Raw genomic sequence first — 24,134 nt, 5'->3', positions numbered from 1 at the left:
CGCCCGGCCGCCGGCGGCGGTCGCGCCTCCGCAAGGTCCTTGTCCGGAATCCGCCGGAGGTCGGCAGGATGCTTCCGCCGCCCGACCCGTGCCCGACCTGATGACCGCCGGGGCCGCGCGGGAGTAGCCTGCTTCCGTATCGGTTCCGGGCCAGTCTCCCCGGAACCGCCCGGGAGCCGCTGGTGAGCGCGATCATCGAGCTGGAGATCGGACCCGGCGGGGAGCCGGGCACGTGGACCGTCCGCGTGCTCCGATCGGCCGGGGCGGACGCGGCATCCGCGTCGTTCCGGCTGGACGTCGACACCCTCATCACCCGGTTGCCGTTCATGGACTCCACGGTGCTCGCCTCGGCGGTTCCGGCGCGGCGGGTGCTGACCGAGGGCGAGACCGAGATCCAGCGCGTGGGCACGGAGCTGTTCTCCGCCGTCTTCACCGGCGAGGTCGAGGAGGCGTATCGCACGAGCCGTGCCGTCGCAATGGGCCGCGGGGAGAGCCTCCAGGTGCGCCTGCGGCTCGTCGCGCCGATGCTCGCCGCCCTCCCGTGGGAGTCGCTGTTCGACCCCCAGGCCGGCGTGTACGTCTGCCGCAAGGAGCCGCTGATCCGTCAGATCCCGACGACGGACGCGATGGAACCGCTGAACCTCGACCCGCCGCTGCGCGTGCTCGCGATGGTCGCCGCGCCCAGCGACCTGCCGGCGATCGACGCCGCGGGTGAGCGGATGCGCCTCGAGACGGCGCTCGGGTCCCATATCGCCCGGGGCCGGATCCTCGTCGAGTGGCTCGACGACGTCACGTGGACCAACGTGCACGAGAAGCTGCTCTCGGCGCCGTGGCACGTGCTCCACTTCGTCGGGCACGGGTCGTACGATTCCTCCTCCGAGGAGGGCGTGCTCGCGTTCGTCGACCCCGACGGGCGGGCGGAGTACGTCGACGCGTCGGCGCTCGCCGACCTGCTGGACCAGGCCGAGCCGACCCCCCGGCTGGTCGTGATCAACTCGTGCATGTCGGGTGCCGCGAGCACGAACGAGCTGTACTCCGGCACGGCCGCGGCGCTCGTGAACAGTGGCATCAACGCCGTCGCCGCGATGCAGTTCACGATCAGCGACGCGGCGGCCGTCGCGTTCTCGCAGGGCTTCTACTCGGCACTCGCCTACGGCTGTCGCATCGACGAGGCCGTGGTCAGCGGCCGGATCGCGATCCTCGGCCTCGGTCGGGACACGCTCGAGTGGGTGACGCCGGTGCTCTGCCTCCGAGGCGACGACACCCGCCTGTTCATCGTGCCGAAGTCCGCGGACGACCCGGATGACGCGGCGGACATCCCGGGAATCCCCGCCGCCCCGCCCGAGCCCACGCCGACTCCGAAGCCCGACCCGCGCCGGGTACGACTGATCGCCGCCGCCGCGGCCGGCGCCGCGCTCCTCCTCGGGATCGGCGGCACCGTCGCGGTGATGGCGGCGCTGAGCGGGGCCGGCGGCGACGACGGCGGCGCGGCCGACGTCGCGGCGGTGACGCTCCCCGCCGAGATCGAGGTCCGAGGGGACACGGCGTGGACGCCGACCGGTCTCGAGTGCACCGGCGGCCGTCGTCTCCTCCTCAACGCCACCGGCGAGGTCGAGGTCGAGGACCTCGGCGGCATCGCGCTGACGCCCGAGGGCGCCGAGCAGCAGTACTCCGTGATCGATCCGCAACCGTACGCGTCGCACGCCTCGCTCATCGGGCGCGTGAGCGACTGTGGCCTGCCGTTCGTCGTCGGCTCACGGCTGGCGATGGAGTGCCCCGTCGACGGCGACCTCCAGCTCGGCTTCAACGACTCGGATCCCGGCGGCAACGTGGGATCCTTCACGGTGACGGCCTCGGATGCCACCGAAGACGCGACCATCACGCTCGACGCCCTCACGCCCATCACCGTCGACGTGCCGGCCAGTGCCGCCGACTGGGTGCCCACCGGGATCACCTGCCTCCCGGGCGCCACCTACTCCGTCTGGGGGAACGGCGTGATCATGTGGGGCGAGGACCAGGAGCTCACGTCGGTGGACGCCGACGGCGCGGAGGTGTTCACGCAGCAGGCGGACGATCCGAGCGACAACGTGCCGGGCCTCGAGGACGCCGAGCACGGCTCCCTGATCGGAGCCATCGACGGCCTGCCGCCCTATGTGGGACTCGGCACCGAGTCGTACTTCGACTGCTACGGCGGCGGCGGTCGGATCGGCCAGGTCGTGCTGGGCGTGAACGATCTCGCCCGCGACGACAACACGGGCCAGTTCACCGTCATCATGTCCCGCATCACCCCTCCGTCGGGCTGATCACCGGTGGGGGGCGCATCCCACCCGTGACGCGGGAGCGCTCCCGACCTAGGCTGGCCCGCATGAGCGATTTCGACGTCATCGTCCTCGGCGCGGGCCCCGGCGGCTACGTTGCCGCGATCCGCGCCGCGCAGCTCGGCCTGAAGGTGGCCGTCATCGAGGAGAAGTACTGGGGCGGAGTGTGCCTCAACGTGGGATGCATCCCCTCGAAGGCGCTGCTGCGAAATGCCGAGCTGGCGCACATCTTCCACGACCAGGCCACGACGTTCGGGATCTCGGGCGAGGTGCACTTCGACTTCGGTGCCGCGTTCGACCGAAGCCGCCAGGTGTCCGAGAAGCACGTCAAGGGCGTGCACTTCCTGATGAAGAAGAACGGCATCACCGAGGTCGACGGCCGCGGCGCCTTCCGGGACGCGAACACGCTCGACGTGACGAAGGCGGACGGGTCGGTCGAGACGATCGGGTTCCGCACCGCGATCATCGCGACCGGCTCGCGGGTGCGGTTGCTCCCCGGCGTCCAGCTGTCCCAGAACGTCGTCACCTACGAGGAGCAGATCCTCACCCGCGACCTGCCACGTTCGATCGCGATCGTCGGCGCCGGCGCCATCGGCATGGAGTTCGCCTACGTGCTGCGCAACTACGGCGTCCAGGTCACGGTCATCGAGTTCCTCGACCGGGCCCTTCCCAACGAGGACGTGGAGGTCTCGAAGGAGATCACGCGGCAGTACCGCAACCTCGGCATCCCGATCCTCGCCTCGACCAAGGTCGAGACGGTCGTCGACCACGGGGCATCCGTCACCGTCTCGTACACGGGGGCCGACGGGCAGCCCGGGGCGCTCGAGGTCGACAAGGCCCTCATCTCGGTGGGCTTCGCCCCGAACGTCGAGGGCTTCGGCCTCGAGAACACGGGCGTGCAGCTCACCGAACGAGGCGCGATCGCGATCGACGAGCGGATGCGCACGAACGTGCCGCACATCTTCGCGATCGGCGACGTCACCGCCAAGCTCATGCTCGCCCACGTGGCCGAGGCGCAGGGCGTCGTCGCCGCCGAGACCATCGGCGACGCCGAGACCCTGGAGCTCGGCGACTACCGGATGATGCCGCGGGCGACGTTCTGCTCGCCGCAGGTGGCGAGCTTCGGGCTCACCGAGCAGCAGGCCCGCGACGAGGGCTACGACGTGGTCGTCGCGAAGTTCCCGTTCACCGCGAACGGCAAGGCGAACGGCCTCGGCGACCCGGTGGGCTTCGTGAAGCTCGTCGCCGATGCGAAGTACCTCGAGCTGCTCGGCGGCCACCTCATCGGCCCGGATGTCTCGGAGCTGCTGCCCGAGCTCACCCTCGCCCAGAAGTGGGACCTCGGCGCGCTCGAGCTCGCCCGCAACGTGCACACCCACCCGACGCTCTCCGAAGCCCTGCAGGAGGCGTTCCACGGCCTGACGGGGCACATGATCAACATGTGATTGTGCTGTTGTGAGCGTCCAGACTTCGTCGCAATGTGTCGACGGATTTGCGTTCGGTCAGCACGTTTGCCCGCCTTCACGCGGGATAACTTGCTTGTGCTTGAGAGCGGGGACCCGTACTCCGAGTCCTACTGGCGAATCCCTGTCGTATGGAACGGCCGGTCGGGCGATGCGGCGCATGTCTTCCGGCGAGAGCCAGCGTCGCAGGTGGGCAAGGTTCGACGGAATTCCGCGCGTCGACGCATGGCGCGCTCAGACGCACTGTGCCGATGCGAGAGCAAGCAAGCCGAGGGAAGCCGTCGGTCGCAGCATGCTCACCGTTCGGCGTCAGGCGACACGGTGTTCGCGGCCCCGATCGCTTCGCGGAGTGCCCTGATCTCGATCATCAACTCCTCAACGTGTTGGCGAGTCAACGCCTCCTCAGCCGCTTCGTTCGCACCCACCTTCTCTACGATCCACGACGCCAGCGTTGCCGTGACCACACCGATCAGCGCGATGCCGCCGAGCATCACACCGACTGCCACGAACTGGCCGGTCGGAGTAACCGGGAAGTGGTCCCCATACCCCACAGTTGTGATGGTCACGAACGCCCACCAGAGCCCCTGCCCGAGCGTCTGAATGCTGCCGCCCGAATGACGCTCAGCGTCGAGCACAGCGAGCGCAGCGACGTACACGAGCAGCGACGCGGCAGCCGCCACGTAGACGATCACCCGCCCCCGGAATGCGGCACCCGCCGTCCGTTGCACCACAGCGAGAATCGTCACGAGACGAAGCAGCCGCAGCGGACGAAGCATCGGCAACACCACAATCGCGAGGTCGAACAAGTGCGTGTAGAACCACCGCCATCGATGCTCAGCAAGCACGAGATTGACGATGTAATCGACCAGGAAGATGAGCCAGGTCACCGCGATCACGATCTCAGCGACCAGCAATCCAGTCCCCGTGAGTTCCGCAATGACCTCCCACGAGTACGCGAGGAGAAAGGCAACCGCAGCAAAAACAAGCGGCCATTCTGTGGCGCGTTGCCAACGCTCTTGCTTCATGGCTGCGAGCGTAGGACAGGTCGGGGGCGTCCACATCTCAACGAACCCGCCGCGAGGCGAACAGGATGCGACGACGGGGAACGGCAACAGGGGCGGATGCTGCGACGCGAGGTCGCGGCATCCGCCCCTGGTGTTCCATCGACGCGGCCGGGCAGGCGTTCCTGCCGCGTCGAATGACGCCCCGGCGGCGGAACTTCCCAGCCCGCCGCCGGAACCCTCTAGTGCTGCACCGCCTTCTCGGCGCCGACGCCCGTAAGCGAGCGCACCTCCATCTCGGACTGCTTGGCCGGGTCCTCCGTGCCCTTGTCGAGCACGGTGCCGAGCCAGCCGAGGAAGAAGGCCAGCGGGATCGAGATGATGCCCGGGTTGGACAGCGGCACGATGTCGAAGTCGGCGCCCGGGATCATCGAGGTGGGAGTGCCCGACACGACGGGCGAGAGCGCGATGAGCACGATCGCCGAGCCGAGGCCGCCGTACATGCTCCAGAGTGCGCCCTGGGTCGTGAACCGCTTCCAGAACAGCGAGTACACGATGGTGGGCAGGTTGGCGGATGCCGCGACGGCGAAGGCCAGGGCCACGAGGAACGCCACGTTCTGGCCGTTCGCACCGATGCCGCCGACGATCGCGATGATGCCGATCACGACCACCGTTCGACGGGCGACCTTGACCTCGGCACCCGGCTCGGGCTTGCCCTTCTTCACGACGCTCGCGTAGATGTCGTGCGCGAAGGAGGCCGCCGCCGTGATCGTGAGCCCGGCGACGACCGCGAGGATCGTCGCGAACGCGATCGCCGCGATGAGGCCGAGCAGGATCGGCCCGCCGAGCTCGAACGCGAGCAGGGGAGCGGCCGAGTTCGCGCCACCGGGGGCCGCGGCGATGACCTCGGGGCCGATGAGGGCCGCGGCGCCGTAGCCGAGCACGAGCGTGAACACGTAGAAGATGCCGATCAGCCAGATCGCCCAGACGACCGACTTGCGCGCCTCCTTCGCCGTGGGAACGGTGTAGAACCGCATCAGCACGTGCGGCAGGGCCGCGGTGCCGAGCACGAGCGCGAGGCCGAGCGAGAGGAAGTCGAGCTTCGCGACCTCGGAGACGCCGTACTTCAGGCCGGGGTCGAGGATCGCCGGGTTGCCGGCGGTCGCGACCGCGTTGTCGAGCAGGGTCGAGAAGCTGAAGCCGTTGATCGCGAGCACCCACACGGTCATCACCGCGGCGCCCGCGATGAGCAGGCCCGCCTTGATGATCTGCACCCAGGTCGTGCCCTTCATGCCGCCGATGAGCACGTAGAGGATCATGAGCGCGCCGACGACCGTGATGACCACGGCCTGGCCGAGCTTGTCGCCGATGCCGAGGAGCAGCGACACGAGCCCGCCCGCTCCCGCCATCTGGGCGAGCAGGTAGAAGAAGCACACGACGAGCGTGGTCGTGGCCGCGGCGATGCGCACCGGGCGCTGCTTGAGCCGGAACGAGAGCACGTCGGCCATCGTGAAGCGGCCGGTGTTTCGCAGCAGCTCGGCGACGAGCAGCAGCGCGACGAGCCACGCCACGAGGAAGCCGATCGAGTAGAGGAACCCGTCGTAGCCGGTGACGGCGATCGCGCCGACGATCCCGAGGAAGGACGCCGCCGACAGGTAGTCGCCCGCGATCGCGGCGCCGTTCTGCCCACCCGTGAACGAGCGGCCCGCGGCGTAGTAGTCCGAGGCGGTCTTGTTGTTGCGGCTGGCGCGGAACACGATCACCAGCGTGATCGCGACGAACGCGCCGAAGATGGCGATGTTGAGCCAGGGGTCGCCGGGCGAGGCGGCCGCCGCTTCCGCAGCGAGGTGCGTGTGGGTCTGCGTGTGCGTCATCATCGGTTCGCCCCTTCGGTGTCGGATGCCGCGGCGGCATCCGCTTCGATGCCCTCACGGATGTCGGTGGCGAGCGGGTCGAGGCGCCGGTTGGCGAAGGCCACGTACCAGGTCGTCACGGCGAACGTCGTGAGCACCTGTGCGATGCCGAGCACCATGGCCACGTTGACGCTGCCGAACACCGGCGTCGACATGAAGTCGTGCGCGTAGCTGGCGAGCAGCACGTAGGCGAAGTACCAGACGAGGCAGGCGGCCAGCACCGGGAACACGAAGCCCCGGTGCGTGCGGCGAAGGGTCTGGAACTCCGGTGATTGCTGGATGGCGGGGTAATCGACGTCGGCCAGTGCCGTCGACGTGTCCGCGCTCAGGGCGTCGTTGCCCATGGCGTCTCTCTCCTTCGAGGGGGGTCTCGGCGGACCGTCCGCCGCGCCGCTGCACCGAGCCGTCAGGGCGGCGGGGCGATGCAGTGGCACCATGCTGGCGCTCGCTCCCGGGGCGCCGGGGCTGCTCGCCGTTCGTCGTCGCTGAACGGCAGGCATCGTGCGACGAACGGCTCCGCCGTGACGACGAACGACGGCTACGCTGACCTGCATGCCCGAGTCGATGCTGCTCGCCGCTGCCGCCGGAGTGGTGGCGGGGGCGCTCGCCGTCGGGGTGGTGCTGCTCCTGCGACGCATCGTCGGATCCTCGAAGGAGCTCGGCACCGACGTGGAACAGGCGACGTACCAGACCCTCCACCTCGCGAGCCGCGCGGCGAAGCACCTGCGCGGCGGCATCGACGAGGTCGACGCGGTTCGGGCGGTCCGCTACCTCCGGGCGCTGCTCGGCAGCGAGACGCTCGCGCTCGTGGATCGCTCGGGTGGGGTCGTCGTCGAGGGTGAGGACGCCGTGCGCGCGGTGGCCGGGCGTCTCGCCGCGGAGGCGAGCGCCTCGGGCAGGTCGCAGGTGCAGCGACGCATCCCCCTCGGCGACCGCGAGACCGACGCCGTGGCGGCCCCGATCCGCGCCGGCGGCCGGGCGGTGGGCGCGATCGTCGCGTTCGGGGCGCCAGTGCGGGCCGGCCTCGTGCGAGCGACCGGGGAGGTCGCCGACTGGGTGGCCGCCCAGGTCGAGCTGGGTGAGCTGGATGCCTCGCGCGCGGCGCTCGCCGAGGCGGAGGTGCGAGCCCTGCGGGCCCAGATCAGCCCGCACTTCATCTACAACTCGCTGAACGCCATCGCGTCGTTCATCAACACCGACCCGGCGCAGGCGCGCGAGCTCGTGCTCGAGTTCGCCGACTTCACGCGCTACTCGTTCCGCCGCCACGGCGACTTCACGACCGTGGCCGAGGAGCTCCGCTCGATCGACAGCTACCTCCGGCTCGAGCGGGCCCGCTTCGGCGACCGGCTGCGGGTGACGCTGCAGATCGCGCCCGAGGTGCTGTCGACCGTGGTGCCGTTCCTCTCCATCCAGCCGCTCGTCGAGAACGCGGTGCGGCACGGCCTCGAGTCGAAGGAGGGCGGGGGCCGCATCACCATCACCGCGTCCGACCTGGGTGCGTTCGCCGAGATCAGCGTGGAGGACGACGGGGTCGGCATCGATCCCGAACGGCTCGAGACGGTGCTCGCGGGCGGCGCCCCGGGCGAGCACGTGGGCCTGCGCAACGTCGACGCTCGCCTCCGTCAGGTCTACGGCGAGGAGCACGGGCTCGTCGTCGAGACGAACGTCGGCGCTGGCACGCTCGTGCGGATGCGGGTGCCGAAGTCGCAGCCCGGCCGCGTCGCGGCATCCGCAGACGCCTCGCGCAGTCCCGGTGCCAACCGAAGTCCCGGTGGAAGACTGGAACGATGACGATCTCCGTGCTCATCGCCGACGACGAGCAGCCTGCGATCGACGAGCTGGCGTTCCTGCTCGGACAGGACCCACGCATCGGCGTCATCCACCAGGCCGCGTCGGGCGCCGAGGCCATCCGTCTGCTCACACGGGAGCCGGTCGATGCCGCGTTCCTCGACATCCACATGCCCGGCCTCAACGGGTTCGACCTGGCCCGGGCGATGCAGCGCTTCGAGCGGCGGCCCGCCCTCGTGTTCGTCACCGCCGACGAGGAGGGCGCGCTCGAGGCGTTCGACCTCGCCGCCGTCGACTACCTGTTGAAGCCCGTGCGCACCGAACGCCTGCACCGCTCGGTGACCCGCATCGTCGAGGCGCTCAAGGCCTCGGCGGCCGTGCACGCCGGCGCCGCGGCATCCGATGCGCAGCCCGAGATGATCGCGGTCACCCTGGGCGGCACGACGCGGATGATCCGCCGCGACGAGGTGCGCTACGTGCAGGCGCAGGGCGACTACGCGCGGCTGCACACCGAGGAGGCGAGCTACCTCGTGCGCGTGCCGATGTCCGACCTCGAGCGGCAGTGGAGCGACGCATTCGTGCGGGTGCACCGCTCGTACCTCGTGGCGATCCCGCACCTCACGCGCATCCGGCTCGGCGGCGACCACCCGAGCGTCACGGTGGGCGCGGCCGAGCTGCCCGTGAGCCGGCGGCTGCTGCCCGCCCTGCGCGAGCGGCTCGAGTCGGCGACCATCCGGCCGAGATCATGAGCGACGACGACCGTCGATCGGATGCCGCGGGGCCGGCGCGTCCTCCCGGTTCCACCGATGGCCGGAGGCCGCCCGCCCGGGTACGCGTGACCGCACCCCACGCCGGCTCGCCCGGGGCATCCGCTCGCCCGCACACCCAGGCCGGACGCGAGGCGCCCACGAGCGACATCGCAGGCGTGTACGTGCGGTCGTTGATCCGGTCGCAGCTGCGGCTCGGCGTCGTGTTCGCCGTCGGCTTCGCGGTCGCGACGGCGCTGTTCGTGCTGGCCATCGCGCTCGTGCCGCAGCTCGACACCACGTTCGTGATCGGCGTGCCGCTGTCATGGCTGCTCCTCGGCGCGGGCGTCTACCCCCTCGCGATCACCGTGGGCGCGCTCTACGTGCGCGCCGCCTCGCGCAACGAGGCTCGCTATCGCTCGCTCGTGGAGGAGGAGTGAACCCGGTCATCGGCTACACGGCGATCATCGTGGTGGCCCTCGCGTCGGCGCTCATCGGGTTCTACGGACTGCGCGTCTCGCGCACGACGAGCGACTTCTACGTCGCCAGCCGCACGGTACGGCCGTGGTGGAACGCGTCGGCGATCGGCGGCGAATACCTGTCGGCCGCGTCGTTCCTGGGCATCGCGGGCCTCATCCTGCTGACCGGATCCGCGGCGCTGTGGTTCCCGATCGGGTACACGGCGGGCTACCTGATGCTCCTGCTGTTCGTGGCGGCGCCGCTGCGCCGCTCGGGCGCCTACACGATCCCCGACTTCACCGAGGCCCGGCTCGAGTCCACCGCGGCGCGGCGCGTGACGAGCCTGCTCGTGATCGTCATCGGGTGGTTCTACATCGTGCCGCAGCTGCAGGGCGCCGCCTTGACCGTGCGGATCACGACGGGACTGCCGGCGTGGGCGGGGTCGCTCGCGGTGGCCGTCATCGTGGCGGTCGTCGTGGCGGCCGGCGGCATGCGGTCGATCACCTTCGTGCAGGCGTTCCAGTTCTGGCTGAAGCTCACCGCGCTCGCCGTGCCGGTGTTCGTGGTGCTGCTCGTCGTGAACGGCGGGGAGCCGCCCGCGCAGCTCACCCCGGCCGAGGCGTTCCCGGCATCGGCCGGACCGGGCGACCTCGACGGCTACCGCACGGTGTCGCTCATGGTGGCGTTGCTCTTCGGCACCCTCGGGCTCCCCCACGTGCTCGTGCGCTTCTACACGAACCCCGACGGGGTCGCCGCGCGGCGCACCACGGTGATCGTGCTCGTGCTGCTCTCGGTGTTCTACCTGTTCCCCACGGCATTCGGGTTCCTCGGGCGGGCGTTCGCGCCCGACCTGGCCGCGCCCGGCGAGTCCGATGCGCTCATCCTGCTCCTCCCCGACCGGCTGGTGCCCGGGCCGGTCGGCCAGGTGCTCACCGCGCTCGTGATCGCCGGCGCCTTCGCGGCATTCCTCTCCACGTCGTCGGGCCTCGTGGTGTCGCTTGCCGGCGTGATCAGCCAGGACCTCCTCGGCGGCAGCGTGCGCGGCTTCCGCATCGCCGCGGTGATCTCCACGTTCGTGCCGCTGGTGGTGGCGCTCGCGACCGAGTCGACGGGGCTCGCCGGCAGCGTGGGACTCGTGTTCGCGTTCACCGCGTCGACGCTCGCACCCGTGCTCATCCTCGGGATCTGGTGGCGCGGGCTCACCGCGCGGGGCGCCGTCGCGGGCATGCTGACGGGCGCGGTGCTCTCGGGGGCGGCGATCCTCGGCGGCTCCGCGCTGGCGACGTGGGCGCCCGGCATCCGCCCGTTCCTCGAACAGCCCGCCGCCTGGACGGTGCCGCTCGCCGTGCTCGTCACCGTGCTCGTGTCGCGCAACGACCGCCGCGGCGCGCCCCGTGGTGCCGATGCGTTCCTGACCCGGCTGCACGTTCCCGAGGCGGCGCGGCACCGCGGGGCCGCCTGAGGCACGCCGGCGCCGCGCCCACGGGCGCCAGTAGGCTTGCCCGGTGCTCCTGCCCGTCGCCGTCTCGGTGCTCGTGGGTGCGTTCGCCCAGCGCGTCACCGGCATGGGGTTCGCCCTCATCGCCGCGCCCGCGCTCGTCGTGCTCCTCGGGCCGTTCGACGGGGTGATCATCGTCAACGCCTGCGCCGTGCTGTCGTCGCTCCTGATCCTGCCGCGGGTCTGGCGGCACATCGACTGGCCGCGGTTCCGCTGGCTGGTCGTGCCCGCCGTCGCCGGCACGGTCATCGGAGCGCTGGTCGCCGCGCGGCTGCAGGGGCCGGTGCTGCAGCTCGGCATCGGCATCCTGGTGATCGTGGCGCTCACGGTGTCGCTGGCCGTGACCCGCACCGAGCACGTCGCCACGGGGCGGACGCCCGCGATCGTCGCGGGTGCGACATCCGGATTCATGAACGCCGCCGCCGGCGTGGGCGGGCCCGCCCTGAGCGTCTATGCCGTCGCGACGCGCTGGCCGCAGGCGGGCTTCGCCGCGACCGCGCAGCCGTACTTCGTGGTCATCGGCCTCAGCTCGCTCGTCGGCAAGCTCGCCGCGTCGGGCTGGGCGATGCCCGAGGTCGACGCGGGTGTCTGGCCGGTCTCGATCGCCGCGCTGCTCGTCGGGCTCGCGCTCGGTGAGCTGCTCCACGCGCGCATCGGGCACCGTGCCGCCCGCGCCGGCGTCATCGCGATCGCCTACCTGGGCGGTGTGGTCGCCATCGTCGACGGCGCGATCAACCTCGCGGGCTGACCTCGAGCAGCACGGGCTCGCCGCCCCGGGCGTCCAGTCGTGCCTCGAGCCCCGCGCGCACCGCCGGCCACTCGTCGACGATGATCGAGAAGATCGCCGAGTCCCGCCAGGTGCCGTCGGCCCGCGGCTTGTGCCGGCGGGCGAGCCCCTCGAACTGCGCGCCGAGCTTGAGGATGGCCGCACGGGATCGCGCGTTGCGCGCGTCGGCCTGGAGCTTCACCCGGCCGAAGCCGTGGTCGAACGCGAGCCCGAGCAGCAGCAGCTTCGCCTCGGGATTCACGGCGGTGCCCCAGACCCTCGGGTCGTAGCCGGTCCAGCCGATGTGCGCCGACTCGTTCGGCAGGTCGAGGTCGCCGAGCTTCGTGGCGCCGACCACGGTGCCGTGGTCGGGTCCCCCCTCGAGGCGCACGGTGAACGGGAGGGCGTCGGACGCGGGCGCGTAGGAGCGGAGCGCGAACGCCTCGAACGCGGCGAGATCGGTCGGCTGCCCAGCCGGTCCGCCTCCGAACCCACCGGCGAACACCTCGGGGCGTCCCAGCGCGCGGTACAGCTCGGGGATGTCGTCGTTCGAGAACGGCGTGAGGCGGATGTATCGGCCGACGAGCGGCTCGTCGGCAGGGCGGCGGGCGGTCATGTCGCGCCTCAGTCGAGCAGGTCGTGCAACTGCACGATCTCCTCGCGGCCGGGGCCGACGCCGATCGCCGAGATGCGGGACCCGCTCATGGCCTCGAGCTCGCGCACGTAGGCCTGCGCATTCGCGGGCAGCTCCTCGAACGAGCGTGCACCCGAGATGTCCTCCTGCCAGCCGGGGAACTCCTCGTAGACGGGAGTGGCATGGTGGAAGTCGGACTGCGACACCGGCACCTCGTCGACGCGCTGGCCGTCGACCTCGTAGGCCACCGCGACCGGGATGCGCTCGAGGCCCGTGAGCACGTCGAGCTTCGTCAGCACGAAGTCGGTGACGCCGTTGACCCGCGACGCGTAGCGGGCGATGGGCGCGTCGTACCAGCCGGTGCGGCGGCGACGCCCCGTGGTGGTGCCGAACTCATGGCCCTTCTCGCTGAGGAACTCGCCCCACTCGTCGAAGAGCTCGGTCGGGAACGGGCCGGCGCCGACGCGGGTGGTGTAGGCCTTCACGACCGCGATGACCCGGTCGATCCGGTTCGGCGCGATGCCCGAGCCGGTGACCGCGCCGCCGCTCGTGGCGTTCGACGACGTGACGAACGGGTACGTGCCGTGGTCGACGTCGAGCATGGTCGCCTGGCCGCCCTCGAAGAGCACGGTCTCGCCGCGCTCGAGCGCTTGGTGCAGCAGCAGCGACGTGTCGGTGACCATCGGCCGCAGTCGCTCGACGTAGCCGAGCAGGTCGTCGACCACCTCATCGACGCCGATGGCACGCCGGTTGTAGACCTTCACGAGCAGGTGGTTCTTCTGGTCGAGGGCGCCCTCGACCTTCTGCCGCAGGATGTTCTCGTCGAAGAGGTCCTGCATGCGGAGGCCGACGCGGTTGATCTTGTCGGCGTAGGCCGGGCCGATACCGCGGCCGGTCGTGCCGATCTGGCGCTTGCCGAGGAAGCGCTCGGTGACCTTGTCGAGCGTGCGGTGGTACTGGGTGATGAGGTGCGCGTTCGCCGAGACGCGGAGCTTCGAGACATCCACCCCACGGCTCTCGAGCCCCTCGAGCTCCTCGAACAGCACCTCGATGTCGACGACCACTCCGTTGGCGATCACCGGCACGACGCCCGGCGTGAGGATGCCCGACGGCAGCAGGTGCAGGGCGTACTTCTCGTCGCCGACGACGACCGTGTGCCCGGCGTTGTTGCCGCCGTTGAACTTCACGACGTAATCGAGCCGGGAACCCAGCAGGTCGGTCGCCTTGCCCTTGCCCTCGTCGCCCCATTGCGCTCCGATGAGTACGGCTGCGGGCATGTCAGTCCTCTCCTGCCGCGTCGACGGCGGTGGGTTCGGCGAGCGGCTCGCCGGTGGGGGCATCGAATCCGGTGGCCGGTTCGAAGCGACCGGCGGATGCCACGATCGGCATCATCTGCGTGGGGGTGAACTCCGACGCGATGCGCGCCGGCGCGGACGCGTCGGCCGCGGCCAGCTCGTCGGCCAGGCGGGCGGCGTGCCCCTCGAGGCCGAGGTGCTCGGCGGCCCGGCGCTGCGCGTCGAGCGCCCTGAGGTAGGCGCGGTTCGGCTCGTCGGACCAGCTCACGGCGCCGCCCGGCTGCCACCCGGCGGCCGAGAGTTGCTCGCGGGCGAGCTCCACGGCGACGGCCGCGTACGCGAACGCATCGATGGCATGGCCTTCGGAATCGGCCAGGTCGGCCAGCTCGGCCCACGCGAGAGGTGACGACGGATGCCCCGACACGACCGACGCGACGGATGCGCGATCGGCTTCGGCCAGTGCCTGCCGCACCTCGGGTTCGTCGGCGAGTGACGCCTCGCCCTCGGGTGCTGATTGGTCTGCGGTCACACTCAACCTTATCGTGGGCCCCTTCGGCGGCCCATGATGGACGCGGCGGCATGCACGAGGGGCCGGACCTCTCGGCCCGGCCCCTCGCGGCGTCATCCGCTCAGGTCGCTACTGCACGACGTTGAGCGCGTTGACGTTGCCGGCTCCGTAGAAGGAGTTGCGCTCGCCGCCGGTGCACGTGGCCGGGAAGCCCGGACGCGGCTCGTACACGCCGACGGGGCACTCCAGCGGCGTCGCCGTGCGCTCGAGGAACGAGGCGAGCTGCCCGGGGTTCATGCCCGGGTGGGCCGAGAGGGCGAGCGCCGCGACACCGGCCGCGTGCGGGCCGGCCATCGACGTGCCCTGCTTGTATCCCCACCCGTTCCCCGTCACCGGGCTCCACGTGGTCGAGAGGATGCCATCGGTGAGCGTCGACGAGGCGCCGCCGGTGCGGAACCGGGTGTCGCCGCCGGGAGCCGTCACGTCGACGACGCCCTGGCCGTACGACGAGTAGTAGCTCTTCTGCTCGGTGGGGCCGACCGCCGACACCGTCAGGACGCCGGCCGCCTCAGCCGGCAGGTCGCGGCAGGCACCGGTGATGGTGCGGTCCTCGATGGGGTAGCTGCCGTCGTTGGGGCTCGAGGAGTCGACGAACTTGTGCTGGAGGTCGACGTTGCTGTTGCCCGCGGAGGCGACCGTGAGGGTGCCCTGCGCCGACGAGTACCGCAGCGCCCGCTGCACGGCCTGCCAGACCGGACGCTGGCGCGGGTCGTTCACGCAGTTGAACTCCCACGGGTCGATGAAGTAGCTGTTGTTCGTGATCGGCATGCCGTGGTCGGCCGCCCAGAGGTACGCGCAGACCGCGGCCTCGGGGTAGATGAACCCGTCGTCATCGACGACCTTGACGGAGGCGACCTTCACGCCCGGCGCGACGCCGGCGATTCCCACGCCGTTGATGGCGCCAGCGATGGTGCCCGCGACGTGGGTGCCGTGGTCGGAGGTCGTCGGGCTCCACGCCGCGACGCTCGTGTCGACCACGCCGCCGATGCACGAGGCGCTCTGGTCGAACGCGATCTGCGAGGCGAGGTCGGGGTGCGTCGGCGAGATGCCGGAGTCGAGCACGCCGACCACGATCGACGGGTCACCCGTCGTGATGGCGTGCGCTGCGGGCACGTCGATCTGGGCCATGTCCCACTGCGAGTTCCACAGCGGCTCCTGCGTGGGGTCGCCCGTGGCCTCTGCCGTCGCGCTGCCGACGACGTCGCTGACCTCGTCATCGATGAGCGTCGTGCCGAGCCCATCGGTGGCGGCGATCGACTCGACGCCCGAACCGGCCGCTGCGGCGGCGAAGCGGGTGTTCGTCGACTTCGCGACGAGCACGCCGATCTGGTCGTAGGCGGCGACGACGGTGCCGCCAGCTGCGGTCACGCGGGCCGCGGCCTTCGCCGTGCTCTTGCCCTGCGGCGCGAGTACGAGGTATGTGGATTCGGGTCCGGTAGCGGCTGCGGCCGGTGCGACCGCGGCCCCCATCAGGCCGATGGCGATGGCCACGGCGGATGCCGCGCCGATCACCGTGTGCTTCTGCATACGTGTGCTCCTTCGTGTGGAGTGCACCGCCGGCCGTGGGTCGGTCGGCGGCCCGGACCGTCCAGTGGATGCGACGACGGCGACGTCGATGGTGCCGCGCGACCGGTGGCGTGAGTCTATTGGCGGCGTCGTCGCCGGGGAAGAGGCGCAAGTAGGCTGGTGGGCATGTCGAAAGTCCTCTCCAGCCTGCCCGTCGGCGAACGCGTCGGCATCGCCTTCTCCGGCGGCCTCGACACCTCGGTGGCGGTCGCGTGGATGCGCGAGAAGGGCGCGGTGCCCTGCACGTACACGGCCGACATCGGCCAGTACGACGAGCCCGACATCGCCGCGGTGCCCGAGCGCGCGAAGGAGTACGGCGCCGAGATCGCCCGCCACGTCGACGCGAAGGCCCCGCTCGTCGAGGAGGGCCTGGTCGCGCTGCAGTGCGGCGCGTTCCACATCCGCTCGGGCGGCAAGACCTACTTCAACACCACGCCGCTCGGCCGGGCCGTCACCGGCACGCTCCTCGTGCGCGCCATGAAGGAGGACGGCGTCGACATCTGGGGCGACGGCTCCACCTACAAGGGCAACGACATCGAGCGGTTCTACCGCTACGGCCTCATGGCCAACCCGCGCCTGCGCATCTACAAGCCGTGGCTCGACGCGGCGTTCGTGACCGAGCTCGGCGGGCGCAAGGAGATGAGCGAATGGCTCGTCGCGCGTGGCTTCCCCTACCGCGACGCCACCGAGAAGGCCTACTCGACCGACGCGAACATCTGGGGCGCCACCCACGAGGCGAAGCGCCTCGAGGAGCTCGACGCCGGACTCGACATCGTCGAGCCGATCATGGGCGTCGCCGCCTGGCGCGACGACGTCGAGGTGGCCACCGAGGAGGTGTCGGTGCGGTTCGAGGCCGGCCGCCCGGTCGCCATCAACGGCGCGGAGTTCTCCGACGCCGTGGCCCTCGTCTACGAGGCGAACGCCATCGGCGGGCGGCACGGCCTGGGCGTCTCCGACCAGATCGAGAACCGCATCATCGAGGCGAAGAGCCGCGGCATCTACGAGGCGCCCGGCATGGCGCTCCTCCACATCGCCTACGAGCGCCTGCTCAACGCGATCCACAACGAGGACACCATCGCCAACTACCACGCCGAGGGCCGCCGCCTCGGTCGCCTGATGTACGAGGGCCGCTGGCTCGACCCGCAGTCCCTGATGCTGCGCGAGTCCATCCAGCGCTGGGTCGGCTCGGCCGTCACCGGCGAGGTCACCCTTCGCCTGCGTCGCGGCGACGACTACACGATCCTGAACACCGAGGGTCCTGCGCTCAGCTACCACCCCGAGAAGCTGTCGATGGAGCGTGTCGGCGACGCCGCCTTCGGCCCCGAGGACCGCATCGGCCAGCTGACCATGCGCAACCTCGACATCGCCGACTCCCGTGCGCGTCTCGAGCAGTACGCGCTCCAGGGCATCGTGGGCGGCGCGACGGCCGAGCTCGTGGGTGATCTCGAGGCCGGCGAGGCTGGCGAAATCACCGCGGGCGAGGTCGAGACCGACCTCGAGGCGGCGACGGATGCCGCGAACGAGGCCGCGGCGTTCGACCTCGGCACCGACTGAGCGTCCCGCTGCGTCACTCGAGCGCGGCGACGCTTTGACGGCCGCGATGCCGGTGCCATACTCAGACAACCGACCGGCCGTCTGAGCGAGGCGGGCGGCGAGAGCGACCGTACTGGGGAGGGCGCCATGGCCGGTGCTGCAGCGACACATCGAACGACCGGGCGTTCGTGAGCGCCGAGACTGCCACCATCATCGGGTGGATCCTGGTCGCGGCGGACTTCGTCATCCGCATCACGGCGCTCATCATCATCCCTCGCGACCGCAAGCCGACGGCCGCGATGGCGTGGCTGCTCGCGATCTTCCTGATCCCGTTCGTGGGCATCCTGCTGTTCCTGCTCATCGGCAACGTGAAGCTGCCGAAGAAGTGGCGGGTGCGTCAGGCCGAGGTGAACCGGCTGATCAGCGAGCGCGCCGAGGGCGTCGACCTGGCCCCGGATCGATCGCAGTGGCCCACGTGGTTCGCCACGATCGCCGAGCAGAACCAGCGGCTCGGGGCGCTTCCCGTCATCGGCGGCAACCGGGCGACGCTGATCGGCGACTACCAGGCGTCGATCGACGCGATGACCGCCGACATCGAGACGGCCGAGCGCTTCGTGCACGTCGAGTTCTTCATCGTGTCGCTCGACGTGACGACGAAGGAGTTCTTCGCCGCAATGGAGCGTGCCGTGCAGCGGGGCGTCACGGTGCGGGTCCTGCTCGACCACATCTCCACGGGCCGATCGGCCACCCACAAGGAGACCTACGCCGAGCTCGACCGCATCGGCGCCAAGTGGAGCTTCATGCTCCCCGTGCAGCCGTTCAAGGGCAAGTTCCAGCGTCCCGACCTGCGCAACCACCGCAAGATCGTCGTCGTCGACGGACGCGTCGGCTACACCGGCTCGCAGAACCTCATCGACCGCAGCTACAACTCCAAGAGCAACATCAAGCGGGGCCTGCAGTGGCAGGAGCTCGTGGCGCGGGTCACCGGGCCGACGGTGACGGCGCTGAACGCGGTGTTCCTGTCGGACTGGTACGCCGAGACCGACGAGCTCCTCGTCGACGATGAGAACGTGCCCGCCACCGCCATCGCGTTCGACACTTCGCCCGACGCGCTCGACTGCCAGATCCTGCCGAGCGGCCCGGCGTTCGACGGCGAGAACAACCTGCGACTGTTCCTGTCGCTCGTGAACGCGGCGCAGGAGCGCGTGATCATCACGAGCCCCTACTTCGTTCCCGACGAGGCGATGATGTACGCGATCACGTCAGCGCGGCTGCGCGGCCTCGACGTGCAGCTCTTCGTCTCGGAGATCGGCGACCAGGGCTCGGTCTGGCACGCGCAGCGGTCGTACTACGGCGCGCTGCTGCGCGCGGGCGTGCAGATCTGGCTCTATCCCGGGCCGTATATCCTGCACGCGAAGCACCTGTCGATCGACGACGACGTGGCGGTGATCGGCTCGAGCAACATGGACATCCGCTCGTTCAACCTGAACTTCGAGGTGATCATGCTGGTGCGCGGGGCCTCGTTCGTGGCCGACATGCGCGAGGTCGAGGCGGGCTATCGAGCCGTCGGCCGGCAGCTGACGCTGGAGGAGTGGGAGCGGGAGCCCGCGTCGGCGACGTTCCTCGACGGCATCGCGCGGCTCACCTCGGCGCTGCAGTAGGCGAGACCGGATGCTGCAGGCCATCGGTCACATCCTCCCGATCGCGCTCGCCGTGGCGATCAGCTCGGTCCCCATCATGGCGACCATCGTCATCCTCCTGTCGCCGAAGGGAGCGCAGACGGCGCTGCCCTTCCTGATCGGCTGGGTCCTGGGCATGGCGACGATGGTCACCATCTTCACGCTCGGCGCGCAGGCGATCCCGTCGCCTCGATTCGATCGGCGGCCCGACACGGTCATCGCGATCATCGAGATCCTCGTGGGCATCGCGCTCGTGGTGATCGCGAGCATCGAATGGCGTCGTGCGCTGCGACATCCCTCCGATGCGATGCCCAAGTGGCTGAACTCGGTCGACAAGCTGGGGCCGTGGAGCGCCTTCGGCATCGCCTTCGCACTGAACGTCCGGCCGAAGGGACTGCTCCTCGCGATCGCCGCCGGGCTCGCCATCCGAGCGCCCGACCTGTCTGTCGGCCAAGCGGCGATCGTCATCGGGATCTACACGGTCATCGGGGCCTCGACCGTGGCGGTGCCGGTGATCCTCTCCCTCGCGGACCGCAAGGGGATGGAACCTCGGCTCCTGGCCATGAAGGACTGGATCAGCCGCAACAGCACCACCGTCACCGCCCTGATCGTCATCCTCATCGGCGTGTTCATCATCGGGACCGGGCTGACCGAACTCTGACCGCGTGCCGACCAACGTCGCGGTCGCCCTAGCATCGCGGTCCCGGCGGCGGATCAGCCGTGCCCGCCCCCGCCGCCTCCGACGCATCCGCGCTCAGCGAAGGCCGCGTCGCCGCGACCCTCGAACCAGGTCGGGGTGCCGTGGTCGTCGTACCAGAAACCGGGGTACACGTCCTCGAGGTCCTGATGCTTCTCGTGCGCGCGCACGACCGCGACCTTGTCGGTCTCGATGAAGACGAAGGGGTTCTTCTCGCTGTGCGTGGCGTGGCAGTACGGGACCCGGTGGTCCCCGTCGACCGGCGACGTGGCGTTGGCGGCGAGACCGGCGCCGAGCACGCTGATGGCCACGAACGGCAGGGCGGCGAGGCCGGCGACGAGGCGTGTGGTGGAGGTTCTGGACATCGAGGTGTCTCCTCTCGGTTTCGACACGTCGCCAGCCAAGCACCGGCTGCAATTCGGCCACAAGAGCAATCCTCAGGTCGTGCCCCTTCGGCCGCGCCCCAAAGCGAGTGCCACTCGTTCGGGGCTGGAATGGGGGACACGCCTGCACAAGTTGCACATCGGTGTGCAATTTCGTAGACTGGCGTCATGTCCGACATCGACGCGGGCCGTCGCGCGCCACGTCGAGACGCGACCGCCAACCGCGAAGCCCTGCTCGCCGCCGCCGCCGACACGCTCGGCGAGGCATCCGACGCCCCACTCGAGCGCATCACGAGTGCCGCCGGCCTGACCCGGCGTGCCTTCTACGGCCACTTCGCCAACCGCGACGCGCTCGTCGTCGCCGTCATCGACGTGGGGGCGGCGCGCCTCAACGCCGTCGCGGCCGCCACCGACCACCCGCACGCACCCACCGCCATCGCCCTGCTGGGCGCGCGGCTGTGGGGCGCGGTCGCACACGTGCGCATGCTCGCCGGCATGGCCGTGCGCGAGCCCTACGCCGCCCACGCCGGCGAGGCCCTCCAGCCCGTGCGCGAACGGCTGCGCACGCTGGTCGAGCGCGGCATCGCCGAGGGCACGGTGCGCCCCGACATCCGCCCCGAGGTGCTCGCGCGCCTCATCGAGTCCGCCGCGATCTCGGTGCTGCTCGAGGCCGCCGCAACCGGCATCGACGACGTCGAGGGCCGCCGCCTCGTGATGCTCGCCGTGCTCGGCACCGCGGGCCTCGGGTGGCAGGACAGCGCCGACCTCATCGCGCGGGCACCCGAACTCTCGGTCGACGGCGCCACCCCCGCCGTCGCCGACGACCAGCAGGAGACGCACGCATGAGGATCGAACTCCGCGGCGTGAGCAAGGGCCGAAACGGCCAGGCGCTCGCCCCCACCACGGTCGGCTACGAATCCGGCCGCGCCACGCTCGCCCGCGCCGAGACCGAGCAGCGCCCCACCGTCCTCGGACTGCTCGCCGCAGGACGCATGCGCCCCGACGCCGGTTCCGTCACGATCGACGGCCGAGCGGATGCCGCGGCGATCCGCCGCACCGTCGCCCTCGTCGACGCGCCCGGCGTGTCCGACCCCGCTCCCGACATCACGCTCGCGGGCGTCGCCGCCGAGGAGCTCATGTTCGCCGGCGTCCCCTCGAACCCGGTCTCGGTGTCGCGCTGGCTCGACGACCTCGGCCTGCGCGAGTTCGCGCGCGTGCCGGTCGCGAACGTCGACCCGGTCGTGCGCCTGCGCCTGCTCACCGAGCTCGCCATCCTGCGCGACGGGGTCGAGGGGATCGTGCTCGTCTCACCCGACCGCCACGGCGGCGACCCGCAGGAGTGGTGGACGCTCGCTCGCGGCCTCGCCGACCGCGGATACGCCGTGCTCGTCATCGCCGGAGACGCCTCCGCGGCGGCCATCGGCGCCGCCGCGATGATCGCCCGCATGCAGGCCGACGAGGTCGACGAGACCGACGAGCAGGCCGCCATCGCCGAGGGAGGCCTCGCGTGAAGGTCCCGCAGATGATCGCCGCCGAATTCCGGCGGCTCACCTCCACCCGCATGTCGGTCATCGCGCTCCTCGCGCTCATCGCCGTACCCGTGCTCTACGGCGGCCTCTACCTCTGGGCCAACCAGGACCCGTACGCCAAGTTCCCCGAGGTGCCCGTCGCGCTCGTCGTGGAGGACGAGGGCACGCCCGGATCCGACGGCGGCGCACCGCGCAACGTGGGCGACGAGGTCGCCGACGAGCTCATCGCCGACCAGGCCTTCGACTGGCACCGCACCACGGCGGCCGAGGCGCAGGCCGGTCTCGAGGCATCCGACTACGACTTCGTCATCACCATCCCCGCCGACTTCTCCGACGCGCTCGCCTCGGTGAGCACCGACGCCCCCCGCCAGGCCGAGCTGACCCTCGAGACCAACGACGCGAACAGCTACCTCGCCGGCACCATCGGCAAGCAGGCCATCGAGCAGATCCGCACCACCATCGCCCAGACGGTGAACCGAGAGGCTGCGTCGATGCTGCTCGGCTCGATCTCGACCATCCGCGGCAACCTCGTCGAGGCGGCCGACGGCGCAGCCCAGCTCGCCGACGGCGCCACGCAGGCCGCCGACGGCGCCTCCCGGCTCGGCGCGGGCGCCACGCAGCTCGCCGACGGCACCGCACAGCTCGCTGCGGGCAACGAGCAGCTCGCCACGGGCTCGGCCGAGCTCGCCGAGGGCGCGCAGCAGGTCGCGGCGGGCAACGCGCAGCTCGCAGCATCCGCGGACCGCGTCGGCAGCGCCGTCGGCGACGCGACGGCTGCGCTCCCCCAGGTGCGCGCCGACATCGCCGCGCGGCTCGCCGCCCAAGGCGTCGACCAGGCCACGATCGACGACGTACTGGCCCGCCTCGACCCGCTCGGCGACGACATCGAGACGGGCAACGCGCGCGTGCAGCAGGTCGTCGGCCAGATCGACCAGCTCGCCGCCGGCAGTGCGCAGGTGGCCGACGGCTCGGCCCAGCTCGCCGCGGGTGCGCGCACCGCGGCCGACGGCGCGGCGAGTGCCGCGAGCGGCGCCGGTGCGCTGCGGGACGGCATCGGCACCCTCGAGGGCGGCCTCGACACCCTCCGCGACGGCACGGGCACCCTGCGCGACGGGCTCGACGACGGCGTCGCGGCCATCCCCGACTCCGACCAGGCCACGCGCGACGCGCAGGCCGACACCATCTCGGATCCGATCGCCCTGCACACGTCGGCGCTCACCCAGGCCGGCAACTACGGCGCCGGCCTCGCCCCGTTCTTCGCGGCACTCGCCGGCTGGATCGGCATCTACGCGCTGTTCCTCATCGTGAAGCCGATCTCGCGACGGGCGGTGACCGCGCTGCACTCCCCGATCCGCGTCACGCTCGCCGGCTGGCTCACCCCCGGCCTCCTCGGTGCGGTGCAGATGGTGATGCTCTTCGTCGTGCTCGCCGTGACCCTCGGCTTCCCGATGGCGAATCCGGTCGGCACCCTCGGGGTCATGCTGCTGGCGTCGGTCACGTACGCGGCGATCATCCTCGCCCTCAACGTGTGGCTCGGCTCGGTCGGGCAGTTCCTCGGGCTCGTGCTCATGGTGCTGCAGCTCGTCACCGCGGGCGGCACGTTCCCGTGGCAGACGCTGCCGACCCCGCTCGCCGCTCTGCACCACGTGCTGCCCATGGGCTACGTCGTCGACGCGATGCGCCAGTTCATGTACGGCGGCGACCTGTCGCGCGCCGGGGTCGACGCGCTCGTGCTCCTGGCCTGGCTGGTCGGCGCCCTCGTGCTCGCCGCCGTCGGCGTCACCCGCATGACGCACTATCGCACCCTGCGCGACCTGCAGCCGAGCCTCATCGGCTGAGCGGAGCCCCGCGGGGCTGCGTCAGACGGACGCGGCAGGCGGCCACGTCAGGCGGATGCCGCGGCCACAGCCGTCAGGCGGGAGTCTGCTGGTGCGCGGCGACGTGCCAGGCGCCGTCGTCGTAGAGGTAGGTCGTCGACATGCGGAGGTTCACCGTGTCGTCGCCACGCCGTGCGACCGCGCGGTACACGACCACGCCGGCGTGGTCGCCGAGTCGGATGACGGCGGGCTCGTGCAGCTCGTACGAGTCCCACGGCGGGGTGGTGCGGAACGCGGCGAGGATCTCGTCACGGCCGAGCATCGCCCCCTCGACGACCATGAGCGCGTCGCGGGTCATCGCGCGCTGGTAGTGCTCGCCGCCGCGACCGTCGAGGATCGCCTTCCATCCGGCGTGTTCCTCGTGCAGCAGACGGGCGGGCAGATCGTCGGTGATCTCGGTCATGCCGCAACGCTAGCCGCG

Annotated in this window: 22 protein-coding genes; 13 read left to right on the top strand and 9 right to left on the bottom strand. The window is 71.0% G+C overall.

Going from position 1 to position 24,134, the window contains the following annotated elements:
- Positions 1 to 182: 182 nt before the first annotated feature.
- Positions 183 to 2,303: a CHAT domain-containing protein gene (locus J2X63_RS09230; protein WP_309976341.1), complete on the top strand. Its 2,121-nt coding sequence runs from the start codon at positions 183 to 185 to the stop codon at positions 2,301 to 2,303.
- A 62-nt stretch (positions 2,304 to 2,365) separates the two neighbouring features.
- Positions 2,366 to 3,763 (top strand): dihydrolipoyl dehydrogenase, encoded by a 1,398-nt coding sequence (lpdA, locus tag J2X63_RS09225; RefSeq protein WP_309976340.1) that lies wholly within the window; start codon positions 2,366 to 2,368, stop codon positions 3,761 to 3,763.
- Positions 3,764 to 4,077: 314 nt separating this feature from the next.
- Here the strand turns inward: lpdA and J2X63_RS09220 are convergent, their stop codons facing one another.
- The 3 genes from J2X63_RS09220 to J2X63_RS09210 form a co-directional block, all read right to left on the bottom strand.
- Positions 4,078 to 4,806: an ion channel gene (locus J2X63_RS09220; protein WP_309976339.1), complete on the bottom strand. Its 729-nt coding sequence runs from the start codon at positions 4,804 to 4,806 to the stop codon at positions 4,078 to 4,080.
- 218 nt (positions 4,807 to 5,024) lie between these two features.
- Positions 5,025 to 6,659, bottom strand: coding sequence for a cation acetate symporter (locus tag J2X63_RS09215; protein WP_309976338.1), 1,635 nt, complete (start codon positions 6,657 to 6,659; stop codon positions 5,025 to 5,027).
- Positions 6,656 to 7,039: a DUF485 domain-containing protein gene (locus J2X63_RS09210; protein ID WP_309976336.1), complete on the bottom strand. Its 384-nt coding sequence runs from the start codon at positions 7,037 to 7,039 to the stop codon at positions 6,656 to 6,658. Before J2X63_RS09210 ends, J2X63_RS09215 begins: the two co-directional genes overlap by 4 nt.
- A gap of 208 nt (positions 7,040 to 7,247) precedes the next feature.
- Between J2X63_RS09210 and J2X63_RS09205 the strand changes: the two genes are divergently transcribed.
- The 5 genes from J2X63_RS09205 (at position 7,248) to J2X63_RS09185 (ending at position 11,934) form a co-directional block, all read left to right on the top strand.
- Positions 7,248 to 8,486 carry a histidine kinase gene (locus J2X63_RS09205; protein ID WP_309976335.1) on the top strand — a complete coding sequence of 413 codons (1,239 nt, stop codon included), beginning with the start codon at positions 7,248 to 7,250 and terminating at the stop codon, positions 8,484 to 8,486.
- The gene (locus J2X63_RS09200; protein ID WP_309976333.1) at positions 8,483 to 9,232 is read left to right on the top strand and encodes a LytTR family DNA-binding domain-containing protein; all 750 of its coding nucleotides are present in this window, start codon (positions 8,483 to 8,485) and stop codon (positions 9,230 to 9,232) included. The genes J2X63_RS09205 and J2X63_RS09200 overlap by 4 nt, the downstream gene beginning before the upstream one ends.
- A gap of 86 nt (positions 9,233 to 9,318) precedes the next feature.
- Positions 9,319 to 9,669, top strand: a complete 351-nt coding sequence (locus J2X63_RS09195) for a hypothetical protein (protein ID WP_309976332.1) — start codon at positions 9,319 to 9,321, stop codon at positions 9,667 to 9,669.
- On the top strand, positions 9,666 to 11,150 hold the full coding sequence (locus tag J2X63_RS09190; protein ID WP_309976330.1) for a cation acetate symporter: 1,485 nt from the start codon (positions 9,666 to 9,668) through the stop codon (positions 11,148 to 11,150). Before J2X63_RS09195 ends, J2X63_RS09190 begins: the two co-directional genes overlap by 4 nt.
- A gap of 43 nt (positions 11,151 to 11,193) precedes the next feature.
- The gene (locus J2X63_RS09185; RefSeq protein WP_309976328.1) at positions 11,194 to 11,934 is read left to right on the top strand and encodes a sulfite exporter TauE/SafE family protein; all 741 of its coding nucleotides are present in this window, start codon (positions 11,194 to 11,196) and stop codon (positions 11,932 to 11,934) included.
- Here J2X63_RS09185 and J2X63_RS09180 read toward each other — a convergent pair.
- From J2X63_RS09180 to J2X63_RS09165, 4 genes are all read right to left on the bottom strand, one after another.
- Positions 11,918 to 12,568, bottom strand: a complete 651-nt coding sequence (locus tag J2X63_RS09180; protein ID WP_309976326.1) for a GNAT family protein — start codon at positions 12,566 to 12,568, stop codon at positions 11,918 to 11,920. The two genes, J2X63_RS09185 and J2X63_RS09180, sit on opposite strands and share 17 nt — an antisense overlap.
- Positions 12,569 to 12,576: 8 nt before the next feature.
- Positions 12,577 to 13,863: an adenylosuccinate synthase gene (locus J2X63_RS09175; protein ID WP_309976324.1), complete on the bottom strand. Its 1,287-nt coding sequence runs from the start codon at positions 13,861 to 13,863 to the stop codon at positions 12,577 to 12,579.
- A 1-nt stretch (position 13,864) separates the two neighbouring features.
- Positions 13,865 to 14,410, bottom strand: a complete 546-nt coding sequence (locus J2X63_RS09170; protein WP_309976322.1) for a DUF3151 family protein — start codon at positions 14,408 to 14,410, stop codon at positions 13,865 to 13,867.
- A 108-nt stretch (positions 14,411 to 14,518) separates the two neighbouring features.
- On the bottom strand, positions 14,519 to 15,976 hold the full coding sequence (locus J2X63_RS09165) for a S8 family serine peptidase (protein WP_309976320.1): 1,458 nt from the start codon (positions 15,974 to 15,976) through the stop codon (positions 14,519 to 14,521).
- Between the two features lie 165 nt (positions 15,977 to 16,141).
- Between J2X63_RS09165 and argG the strand changes: the two genes are divergently transcribed.
- From argG to J2X63_RS09150, 3 genes are all read left to right on the top strand, one after another.
- Positions 16,142 to 17,569: an argininosuccinate synthase gene (gene argG, locus J2X63_RS09160; RefSeq protein WP_309976318.1), complete on the top strand. Its 1,428-nt coding sequence runs from the start codon at positions 16,142 to 16,144 to the stop codon at positions 17,567 to 17,569.
- 167 nt (positions 17,570 to 17,736) lie between these two features.
- Positions 17,737 to 19,209 carry a cardiolipin synthase gene (gene cls, locus J2X63_RS09155; RefSeq protein ID WP_309976316.1) on the top strand — a complete coding sequence of 491 codons (1,473 nt, stop codon included), beginning with the start codon at positions 17,737 to 17,739 and terminating at the stop codon, positions 19,207 to 19,209.
- A 10-nt stretch (positions 19,210 to 19,219) separates the two neighbouring features.
- A complete protein-coding gene (locus J2X63_RS09150; protein ID WP_309976314.1) occupies positions 19,220 to 19,888 on the top strand; it encodes a GAP family protein in 669 nt (222 codons plus the stop codon).
- 53 nt (positions 19,889 to 19,941) lie between these two features.
- On the opposite strand, the gene J2X63_RS09145 is transcribed toward J2X63_RS09150, so the two are convergent.
- Positions 19,942 to 20,289, bottom strand: a complete 348-nt coding sequence (locus J2X63_RS09145; RefSeq protein ID WP_309976312.1) for a hypothetical protein — start codon at positions 20,287 to 20,289, stop codon at positions 19,942 to 19,944.
- 186 nt (positions 20,290 to 20,475) lie between these two features.
- Here J2X63_RS09145 and J2X63_RS09140 point away from each other — a divergent pair, with 186 nt between their 5' ends.
- The 3 genes from J2X63_RS09140 to J2X63_RS09130 are packed head-to-tail and all read left to right on the top strand — an operon-like array spanning position 20,476 to position 23,674.
- A complete protein-coding gene (locus J2X63_RS09140) occupies positions 20,476 to 21,153 on the top strand; it encodes a TetR/AcrR family transcriptional regulator (RefSeq protein WP_309976310.1) in 678 nt (225 codons plus the stop codon).
- On the top strand, positions 21,150 to 21,818 hold the full coding sequence (locus tag J2X63_RS09135) for a hypothetical protein (protein ID WP_309976308.1): 669 nt from the start codon (positions 21,150 to 21,152) through the stop codon (positions 21,816 to 21,818). The genes J2X63_RS09140 and J2X63_RS09135 overlap by 4 nt, the downstream gene beginning before the upstream one ends.
- Positions 21,815 to 23,674, top strand: a complete 1,860-nt coding sequence (locus J2X63_RS09130) for a YhgE/Pip domain-containing protein (protein ID WP_309976306.1) — start codon at positions 21,815 to 21,817, stop codon at positions 23,672 to 23,674. Before J2X63_RS09135 ends, J2X63_RS09130 begins: the two co-directional genes overlap by 4 nt.
- A gap of 73 nt (positions 23,675 to 23,747) precedes the next feature.
- On the opposite strand, the gene J2X63_RS09125 is transcribed toward J2X63_RS09130, so the two are convergent.
- Entirely contained in the window at positions 23,748 to 24,116 is a 369-nt protein-coding gene (locus J2X63_RS09125) for a nuclear transport factor 2 family protein (RefSeq protein ID WP_309976303.1), read from the bottom strand.
- Positions 24,117 to 24,134 lie beyond the last annotated feature (18 nt).

Source organism: Agromyces sp. 3263 (assembly GCF_031456545.1).
Taxonomy (GTDB): Bacteria; Actinomycetota; Actinomycetes; order Actinomycetales; family Microbacteriaceae; genus Agromyces.
The sequence above is the reverse complement of the archived record's forward strand: the minus strand, read 5'-3'. Positions and strand labels throughout refer to the sequence as shown.